Origin of the sequence: Halanaerobium congolense, assembly GCF_004366375.1 — a bacterium.
GTDB lineage: Bacteria > Bacillota > Halanaerobiia > Halanaerobiales > Halanaerobiaceae > Halanaerobium > Halanaerobium congolense.
The window spans coordinates 1-9,562 of record NZ_SOEF01000057.1; the positions used below are offsets into that span (position 1 = coordinate 1).

A 9,562-nucleotide genomic window follows, 5' to 3' on the forward strand; every position below is an offset into this window, starting at 1 on the left:
ATAATCAAAAAAATATTGAAAATCAAAGTAAATAGCCAAATCATCTCCACCCAATGCATAGCTTGGATGGAGTTTTCTTGGCAGTTTTAGATAAAATTATCTATTTTTAAATATTTATTAATCTAAATATTAAGTGTTCTGACCAATAATTTCTAAAATAATAATTAAAACTGCTCCAGCTGCAAAAGCTGCCAATCCGCTAATATTGAATTGACTTGGGAAAACTGCTGCTGAGGAACCAAGAATCAGCCCTGTTAAAACTACCATGATTTCTTTTTGATGTTTCTGCAGCAGATAAGAAAAAAGCCAGGCAAAAACCAAAAGTCCTGCTGCAACTCCTGCTCCAAAAACTATTAAAATTAAAAAATCTAGATTATTGATGGCATTTAAAACCGGATGATAAACTCCCATTAAAATTAAAAGTGTACCTCCACTAATTCCCGGCAAAATCATAGCTATACTACCAAAAAAACCTGCTATAAAAAATAAGACAAGACCTTTAGCATTTAAAAATCCAAGCTGAATTTCTCTTGAGAAAAAGAGAGCCAACACAAAAGCTAAAACCATTACTAAAATCTTAACAAAGCTCAAATGACCAATTTTTTTGTAAGTCGAGTGGGCTGAGGTGATTACCAAACCAAAGAGAAAATAATTTACAATTAAAGGTTGGTTTTGATAAAGATCAGTTATCACAGCTGAACCAAATAAAATTCCAGCTGCTGCCCCCAATCCAATTACAAAGAGTTTTTTGATTTTAATCTCTTTAATGGCATTAATTAAAGTTTCATAAATATTTAAAACCAGGGCCAGCGTACCTCCACTTACCCCCGGTAGAGTATTGGCAAGTCCTACTGGAATCGATTTAAAAAATAAGGCTAAATATGAGTTTTTTCTTGGCAAATAAATCTTCCTTTCAGTTATTAATTTATATTTTTTAATTTTATTCTCTCTATATTATTATTCAAGATAATTACTCCCTTTACCTGCCTAAATTCAAAAAAAGCTCAACCTCTATTTAATCTAGAGTTTGAGCTTTTTTAGTATCTTATTTAAATTATTTGGCAATAACTTCGGTTCTGTAGCCATCAGGGTCGGTAATAAAATAATATCCGGATGATCCTTCACTTAAACTTTTTAGATTTCCAACCTCATAACCTGCTGCTTTGTGTCGCTGATAAGATTTTTCTAAATCCTCAACTTTAACTGCGATATGACTGTAGCCATTTCCAATTGTATATGGTTCCTCACGGTCATAATTATAAGTTAACTCTAACTCAAAATTACCCTTTTGATCAGTTAAATATACTAAGGTGAATTTATCTTCAGGAAAATCTCTGCGGCGGCTTTCTTTTAAGTTTAAAGCCTTTTTGTAAAAATCAACTGATTTTTCTAAATCCATTACTCTAATACAAGAATGAACAAAATCATAATTTTGCATTTTATCACTACTCCTTTAAAATTATTTTCTGTATAATTTATTATAATCATCTATAACATAAAATGCAAATATAAAAGCAAAAAGACTCTCAAAATGAGAGCCTCTAATTATTAATTTATTTTACTCGTCATCTTCCAAAACATCTCCGTGCTTTTTCTTTAAATATTTTGGAATTAAAGAAATTGCAAAAAGTGCTACACCTGCTACTGCTAAATATGCAATGATTTTAGTTGGACTTCCTCCTGCAGAAACTGCTCCACCTGCAAATGAGAAAGCAAAACAGCCTGGTAACATAAAGACAAAAGTAGTTAGTGCATAAACAGGCAATTTAATTGCTGTCATAGCATAAACATAGTTTTGAGCATTATATGGAAAAACTGGTACAAGTCTTGTTAACATAACAAAACGCCAGCCTTCTTTTTTTACTCCTTCATCAATCTTCTGCAGTTTAGGATTTTTTTCGACTAAACCTTTAACCATATCTCTTGCAACATATTTACCTGCTAGAAACGCTGCTACTGCACCAATTGTTGATCCTAAAGCAGTATAAAAGGTTCCTAACCATGGTCCAAATAATATTCCTCCTACAATTCCTAAGGCAGCTCCAGGTAAGAAAAATACTGCTGATGCAACCCATAAAAGAATGAAAACTACTGGCCCCCAAAATCCTAAACCATCAATTGCTTCTTTTAATAATTGTGGACTTTGTAAGTATTTCATATATCCTAATTGTCTTACTGCTATTACTACTGCTGCAATTATTGCAACAAAGATAACGATCTTCAGCCAGTTACTCTTTTTTTGGGCTGCTGCTTCACTTGCCATAAATAATTCCTCCTTGAAATTTGTTTAAATTTATTACCCTGTGAATATAATAATATTTTCACAAATAGATTACAGTTATAATTATACATGTCTTTTTTTGTTTTGTCTTTATATTCACAAGCTAAGTTTTAATATTTTTTTTGTTGCTAAGATACAATCCTTATTTTTCTTTACTGCCAGGACGAGTGATTGGAATTTCTTTTTTACATAAATCACACTGGCCTGCTTTATACGATTTTATATCAACTGGCAGTAGTGCTTTAAAATCATAGTTGAATTTAACTTTACCATTACTGCGGTCAACAATTGAACTTAATCCAATAATTTCAACATCTAAGTCTTCTAAAACAGCCAGGACTTCTTTAACCGAACCACCTGTTGTCACAACATCTTCTACAACTAATACTTTTTCCCCTGGCTTTAGTTCAAATCCTCTTCTGATTTTCATTTCTCCATTTTTGCGTTCACTAAAAATTGAGCGAACCCCCAATTTTTCGGCAACTGCATAAGATAAAACAACTCCACCCAGTGCTGGCCCAATCACAACATCTATTTCTTCCTCTTCCCATTTAGCTGCAATTTCAGCTGCCAGTGTAGATGCATGCTTGGGATACTGTAAAACTTTAGCACACTGCATGTAAATATCAGCATGCCTGCCTGAACTTAAAACAAAATGGCCTTCTTGAATCACATCTGTTTCTACTAAAAGTTCTCTGATTTCTTCCTGTGTCATTTGATCCACTCCCTATTTAAATTATTTAATGTGCAGCTCCAATAATTGAACTTAATTTCTGAATTTGATGTTTTAACATGTAATTTTCAATTTCTTTAATTATTCTTAATCCTGCTGCTGGCTCAATCATATTAATAGTTCCTATTCCAACAGAAGTTGCTCCGGCAAGCATAAACTCTATTACATCAGCACCAGATCTAACTCCACCCAGTCCTAAAATTGGGATATTTAGTTTTTTATAACAGTCATAAACCATTTTTACTGCTACAGGCTTAACTGCTGGCCCGGATAAACCTCCGAAAGTGTTAGCAAGTAGAGGTTTTTGTCGGTCAATATCAATCTTCATTGCTGATAAAGTGTTTATCATTGCAGCTGCATCTGCTCCAGCTTCTTCAGCTGCCAATGCAGTTTCTGTAATATTAGTAATATTTGGTGTTAATTTAACTATGATATAACCGGAATAAATTTCTCTAACTTTTTTAGTGATCTCAAAAACTTTTTCTGAGTCTGTACCAAAAACCATACCCCCACCTTTTATATTAGGGCAGGATAAATTAACTTCTATTCCTGCCAGCTCCTCTTTACCTTCTAACTTCTCTGCTAATGTTATAAAATCCTGCTTACTGTAGCCGGAAATGTTAGCCAAAATAGGAAGAGTATAATCTTTAGTTTCAGGAAGTATATCAGTTATAAAACTGTCTACACCTGGATTTTCCAAACCGATTGAATTTAAAATACCAGCTGAAGTCTCTGCTATTCTTGGAGTTTTATTTCCAGATTGTGATTTAACAGTGATTCCTTTAGTGGTAAAAGCACCAAGCTGATTAATATCAAAAAACTCTGCCAGTTCTTTACCATTTCCACATGTTCCCGAAGCTGTAACTAGAGGATTTTTGAGTTTTAAACTTTTGTTATTTTTTGATTTCATTGATACCTTTAGATCAAGATCTCTTCTTTCTAAATTAACCATCCAGAACAACCTCCCCTAATTCAAAAACCGGCCCTTCTACACATGCTCTTTTATTTTTCTTGTCTTCTGTTTTTGTTTCACAGCTGCAGGATAAACAAACTCCAATTCCACAGCCCATTCTTTTTTCAATAGATATTTCACCAATAATATTGTTTTTTAGTGCTTCTTTTTCAACTGCTGCCAGCATTTTTTCAGGTCCACAGCTGTAAATAAAATCAGGTTTGTTTTTCAGTTTTTTCAACCATAAATCTAGAGCTGTTCCTTTAATAGTTAATTCTTCTGACATAGATGCTAAATATATATCTGCTTTTAATTGACTAAATTTATTTTCAAAAAAATTTAATTCTGATTTATCTGCAGCACCAAGATAAACTTTTAGATCTGCATTTTGTTTTTCTAGCTTTTTGGCCAAATAAAACAGAGGCGCAATTCCCATTCCACCGCCAATAAGATTAATTTCTTTATTCATATTATTCAAGGAAAAGGGACTTCCCAATGGACCCAAAACATCGAGTTCAGTTCCGTTTTTTAATTTAGAGAGTATTTTGGTTCCTTTTCCAACTACTTTATAAATGAATTCTACTCTTTTCTCTTCAGACTTAAAATCAAAAATACTAAAAGGTCTTCTTAAAAGTGGATCATCACTAAGTTCTTGGCTAACTTTAATATTAAAAAATTGTCCAGGCTCCGGCTTTTGAGGGAGCTGATCATATTTTAAGGCTAATTTAAAAATATCTGGTCCTACTTCTTCATTTGTAATAATTTTAAACATTAAATTTCTCCTTTTTCCTATTGAGATCACATCCTATTGGTACATCCTATTGGTTGGTACCAGGTACAAAAAAGCCTTTTTGTACCTGGTACAAGTGAATTGCTTCACTATTTTAAAACATCATTAATTTCTTTTTTCATTTTTTCAGCGGCAGCTCTTGCTGCTTTGGCATAGTTTTCTGCCCCAAAATACGAATACTCTTCTTGTCTGTAGGCAAAATTAATTCCCCGCGATGAATTGACAACTGCTCCTCTGCCATCCTCATCAAAACCTGCTTTTATATCTGCTGCTCCTCCACCCTGAGCACCAAAACCAGGAATTAAAAAAAATACTGAATCAAGCTGAGATCTTATTTCTTTTAATTCCTTTGGATAAGTCGCTCCAACTACTGCTGCCAGATTAGAATAACCACATTCGCCCAAATAATCTCTGCCCAGGTCCTGTAAGAAATCACCAACTGCCTGGTAAACTGTTCTGCCGTCATCTAATTTAAGATCCTGCAGATCTCCTGCAGATGGATTTGAAGTTCTAAGCAGAGCAAAAGCTCCCTTCTCTTTGTTTTCTAAAAAAGGAAGAACACCATCTCTACCTAAATAGGGATTAATTGTTATCGAATCTACCCCTATTTTTTTATTTTCTAGATAAGCTTCTGCATAAGCTCCTGCTGTTGAGCCAATATCATTTCTTTTCCCATCCAATAAAACAATTAAATCTTTTGTTTTAGCATAGGCCATTGTCTGCCAGAGACATTCCATTCCAGGAACTCCAAGTTTTTCATAAAATGCCATCTGTGGCTTAACAACTGCTGTCATATCTGCAACAGCATCAATTAAATCCTGATTAAATTTTAAGACTGAATCTGCAATCGCTTTCTTATTTGTTTCTATATCTTCTAATAGTTCAGCTGCTAGAATATTTTTCGGCATCATTTCTAAGTGTGGATCAAGTCCAACACAAATTCGAGAATCTTTGGCTTCAATTTTTTGCTGCAGCTGATCAATAAAGTATTTCATTTCTGCCTCCTTGGTCATCGTATACTAATTTCCCACCGACGAAAGTAAGTTCATTTTTCCCGCATAACTTCTGACCGACAAAGGGTGTATTTTTTCCTTTAGATTTTAATTTTTTCTTATCTACTGTCCATTCTCTTTCAGGGTTGAAAATTAAAAGGTCTGCTCTTGCTCCTTCTTTTAAACCTTCAGATTCAATTTTCATTATTTCACCAGGTTTATAATAATACATTCTCAGTAGGTCATCCCAGTCTATGATTTCTGTTTTAATAAAATTATGATATAAAAGTGCCAGTGCTGTTTCTAAACCAGAAATACCAAAAGCCGCATAATCAAACTCTCCCAGTTTATCTTCAAATGTATGAGGGGCGTGATCTGTAGCCAGCACATCTATTTCACCATCTTTTAAAGCTTTAACCAGTATGTCTTTATCTCTTTGAGATCTAAGCGGTGGATGTACTTTTGCGTCTGGATTATAGTTTTCAATAATTTTATCAGTTAGTAATAAATGATGAGGTGTTACTTCAAAGGTGATATTAACCCCTCTTGCTTTAGCTTCTTTTACAAGATTTAAACTTCCCTCAGTACTCAAATGGGCAATATGCAGATGAATCCCTGTCATCTCTGCTAGAACTATATCCCGGGCCACCATAATCTCTTCAGCTGCTGCCGGAATTCCTTTCAGCCCAAAAATTGTCGAATAATATCCCTCATGCATTACTCCATCTTGAGATAAATTTTCGTCCTCACAGTGATCAATTATTGGCAGCTCAAATGCTGAAGCATACTCCATTGCTCTCCGCATAATTTCTGAATTCATTACTGGATTTCCATCATCAGACAAGGCTTTCACCCCAGCTTTAGCAAGGGTCCCAATTTCTGAAAGAACCTCTCCTTTACTATCCTGAGTGATACTGCCAATTGGATAGACTCTAACTGCTGCCGTTTCAGCCTTGTGTTTCATATGTTCAACTACAGCTGGGTTATCAGCAATTGGCTTTGTATTAGGCATTGCTGCTACTGCCGAAAACCCTCCAGCTGCTGCTGCCTCCGAACCTGTTTTTACAGTTTCTTTTTCTTCATAGCCGGGTTCTCTGAGATGGGTGTGCATATCAATCAAAGCAGGAATAATAATTTTTCCTTCAGCATCAATAACCTGATAACTCTGATTTTTAATTTCTGCTTCAATTGCATAAATCTTTTTGCCTTCAATTAAAATATCATATTTGCCAGCAAGTCCATTTTTTGAATCATAAACACTTCCATTTTTAATTAAGGTCTTCATTATCTATCTCCCTCCCGGCCAGCAGATAAAGTAGTGCCATTCTGATTGCCACACCATTTTTTACCTGTTCAGTGATTACTGACTGTGGGCTATCTGCGACTGAACTTTCGATCTCTATGCCTCGGTTCATTGGACCCGGATGCATAATCATCGCATTTTTTCCAATCCGCTCCAAACGTTCAGCATTCATTCCATAAATTTCTCTATATTCCCTGATGGAAGGAAAGAGTCCTCTTTCCTGTCTTTCCATCTGGATTCTTAAAATATTAACCACATCTACATTTTCTAAAGCTTGATCCAGATCAGTATAAACATTAACACCCATTTTCTCTATTTCTCTAGGCATTAATGTTTGGGGACCAGCAACAGAAACTTCAGCACCTAGTTTGTTTAAACCCCAAATATTTGAACGGGCTACTCGACTGTGAGCTATATCTCCGACAATTAAAACCTTCAATCCCGCAATCTCACCCAGTTTTTCTTTAATACTGTAGATATCCAGAAGGGCTTGAGTTGGATGGGCATGAGCACCATCCCCGGCATTTAAGACACTTGCAGAAATATTTTCGGCCAGAAATTTAGCTGCTCCAGGAGCACTGTGTCTAATAACTACCACATCAGCCCCCATGACCTCCATAGTTTTTGCGGTATCGAGCAGACTTTCTCCCTTGGCAATACTGCTGGAAGATTTGGAGATACTCATTACATCTGCACTCAATCTTTTTGCTGCCAGATTAAAGGAAAACTTAGTTCTGGTTGAAGGTTCGTAAAATAAATTGATTACTGTTTTCCCACGCAGTGTTGGAACTTTTTTAACTGTTCTGGTCAAAATATCTTTCATGGCTACTGCTGTATCAAGAATTTCATTGATTTCTTCCTTTGATACGTTATAGAGCCCCAAAAAATCTTTTCTTTTTAAACTCATCTAATTCCCTCCTGCCCGAATTTAGTTAGCTTCATATCTCAATTCTGGTTCTAAATTCAAATCTTCGTCAAGGTCTTCTACTTCATCATCTTTTTCCACTGCTGGTAAGATTAAATTCATTACTATTCCGACTATCGCTGCCAGTCCCATTCCTCCAAATTCCAGTCCGGCAAAGCTTAGAGTCAGATTTGAAATTCCAACTACCAGAGTGACTGAGACAATAACTAAATTTCTATTTTTAGATAAATCTACATTGTTTTCAACTAAGGTTCTAAGTCCAATAGAGGCAATCATACCAAAGAGTAAGAAAACTATTCCTCCCATTACTGCAGTTGGGATAGTCTGAATTAAAATTCCCACCTTCTGAACAAAAGAACTTAAGATTACTATTACTGCTGTCAGCTGAATAATCACGGGGTTATATACTTTTGTCAGAGCTAAAACACCTACATTTTCTCCATAAGTTGTGTTTGGAGGTCCACCGAAAAGTCCGGCAACTAAGGTTGCAATTCCATCACCCAGGAGGGTTCTATGTAAACCTGGTTCTTCAATAAAGTCTTTTTTAACAGTGGAACTAATCGCCACAACATCACCTAAGTGTTCAACCATAGTCACTAAGGCAATCGGTGCCACAAGTGTAATCGCTCTTAAGTTACCACTTACTGTTGGCAAGGCAAACTTAGGTAGAGCAAACCAGGAAGCTTCCATTACCGGTGCAAAATCTACCAGCCCTAAAAAAGCAGCAAAAGTGTAACCACCCATTATTCCAAGCAAGATCGGTATAACTTTAATAATTCCCTTAGCAAATACACTGACTCCGACTGCGATTGCCAGAGTAACAAAGGCTACCAATAAATGCTCTGAAGCCATATCTTTTGCTGTTGGAGCAAGACCAAGACCAATTGTAATGATTACCGGGCCAATTACTACCGGCGGCAGCAGCTTACGAAAAAATTCTGTGCCCAGCAGTCTAATTACTACTGACATCAGGGCATAAACAAGACCAACTGTTATAATTCCAAGCATCGCCCCATCTCGACCAAACTGATTTTGAGCGGCTATGATTGGAGCAATAAAGGCGAAAGAAGAACCGAGATAGGCAGGTACTTTTCCGCCGGTAATTAAGTGGAAAATCAGGGTTCCGAGTCCAGATGTAAAAAGTGCTACTGCCGGATTTAAACCCGTCAGTGCTGGTACCAGTACTGTTGAGCCAAACATCGCAAACATGTGCTGTAGAGCCAGTATAAATAGTCGATTCCTTGTAATTCCATCTTCTTTAAGCTGAGCTAAATTTTCTTTACTTTGTGTTAAAATTTTCATTTTATACCTCCTGGATGTTATAACGTTACGTCAAATCCCCTCTTTTTAAAGTGTTAATCTTAAATGGACATGAACAAAATGTCCTTCGGACAATCTGTAATACAGTAAGGTTAAATTTTGTTGATAGCGGAAATTATGAAACTATAAATATTATCCCCAACAAACCATTAGGTATAATTTCCTGGCTAAATAGAGTAGGACCAGCCTTTCAGCTGGGACCCCTCGTCAAACTGCACGTACGGTTCTCCCGTATACAGCTTTCCGTCAGTCGTTGCCCCGTCTCA

At 35.9% G+C, this 9,562-nt stretch carries 10 protein-coding genes; all 10 read right to left on the minus strand.

The window, feature by feature from the left end; translation table 11 throughout:
• Window positions 1–129: 129 nt before the first annotated feature.
• The 10 genes from C7954_RS12960 to C7954_RS13005 all read right to left on the minus strand — a co-directional run bounded on the left by C7954_RS12960 (window position 130) and on the right by C7954_RS13005 (window position 9,278).
• Complete coding sequence (locus tag C7954_RS12960; protein ID WP_073160761.1) at window positions 130–900, minus strand: DUF368 domain-containing protein; 771 nt, start codon at window positions 898–900, stop codon at window positions 130–132.
• Between the two features lie 154 nt (window positions 901–1,054).
• The gene (gene gloA / locus C7954_RS12965) at window positions 1,055–1,438 is read right to left on the minus strand and encodes a lactoylglutathione lyase (protein WP_134060242.1); all 384 of its coding nucleotides are present in this window, start codon (window positions 1,436–1,438) and stop codon (window positions 1,055–1,057) included.
• A 120-nt stretch (window positions 1,439–1,558) separates the two neighbouring features.
• Window positions 1,559–2,263 carry a TVP38/TMEM64 family protein gene (locus C7954_RS12970; protein WP_134060244.1) on the minus strand — a complete coding sequence of 235 codons (705 nt, stop codon included), beginning with the start codon at window positions 2,261–2,263 and terminating at the stop codon, window positions 1,559–1,561.
• Window positions 2,264–2,423: 160 nt separating this feature from the next.
• Window positions 2,424–2,996 (minus strand): orotate phosphoribosyltransferase, encoded by a 573-nt coding sequence (pyrE, locus tag C7954_RS12975; protein WP_073160755.1) that lies wholly within the window; start codon window positions 2,994–2,996, stop codon window positions 2,424–2,426.
• A 25-nt stretch (window positions 2,997–3,021) separates the two neighbouring features.
• A complete protein-coding gene (locus C7954_RS12980; RefSeq protein WP_134060254.1) occupies window positions 3,022–3,924 on the minus strand; it encodes a dihydroorotate dehydrogenase in 903 nt (300 codons plus the stop codon).
• A gap of 34 nt (window positions 3,925–3,958) precedes the next feature.
• Complete coding sequence (locus C7954_RS12985; protein ID WP_134060246.1) at window positions 3,959–4,738, minus strand: dihydroorotate dehydrogenase electron transfer subunit; 780 nt, start codon at window positions 4,736–4,738, stop codon at window positions 3,959–3,961.
• Window positions 4,739–4,845: 107 nt separating this feature from the next.
• Window positions 4,846–5,751, minus strand: coding sequence for an orotidine-5'-phosphate decarboxylase (gene pyrF, locus C7954_RS12990; RefSeq protein ID WP_089716872.1), 906 nt, complete (start codon window positions 5,749–5,751; stop codon window positions 4,846–4,848).
• Complete coding sequence (locus C7954_RS12995) at window positions 5,735–7,033, minus strand: dihydroorotase (protein ID WP_134060248.1); 1,299 nt, start codon at window positions 7,031–7,033, stop codon at window positions 5,735–5,737. Before C7954_RS12995 ends, pyrF begins: the two co-directional genes overlap by 17 nt.
• Window positions 7,017–7,958 (minus strand): aspartate carbamoyltransferase catalytic subunit, encoded by a 942-nt coding sequence (locus tag C7954_RS13000; RefSeq protein ID WP_134060250.1) that lies wholly within the window; start codon window positions 7,956–7,958, stop codon window positions 7,017–7,019. Before C7954_RS13000 ends, C7954_RS12995 begins: the two co-directional genes overlap by 17 nt.
• A gap of 21 nt (window positions 7,959–7,979) precedes the next feature.
• Entirely contained in the window at window positions 7,980–9,278 is a 1,299-nt protein-coding gene (locus tag C7954_RS13005) for a uracil-xanthine permease family protein (protein ID WP_134060252.1), read from the minus strand.
• Between the last annotated feature and the right edge of the window lie 284 nt (window positions 9,279–9,562).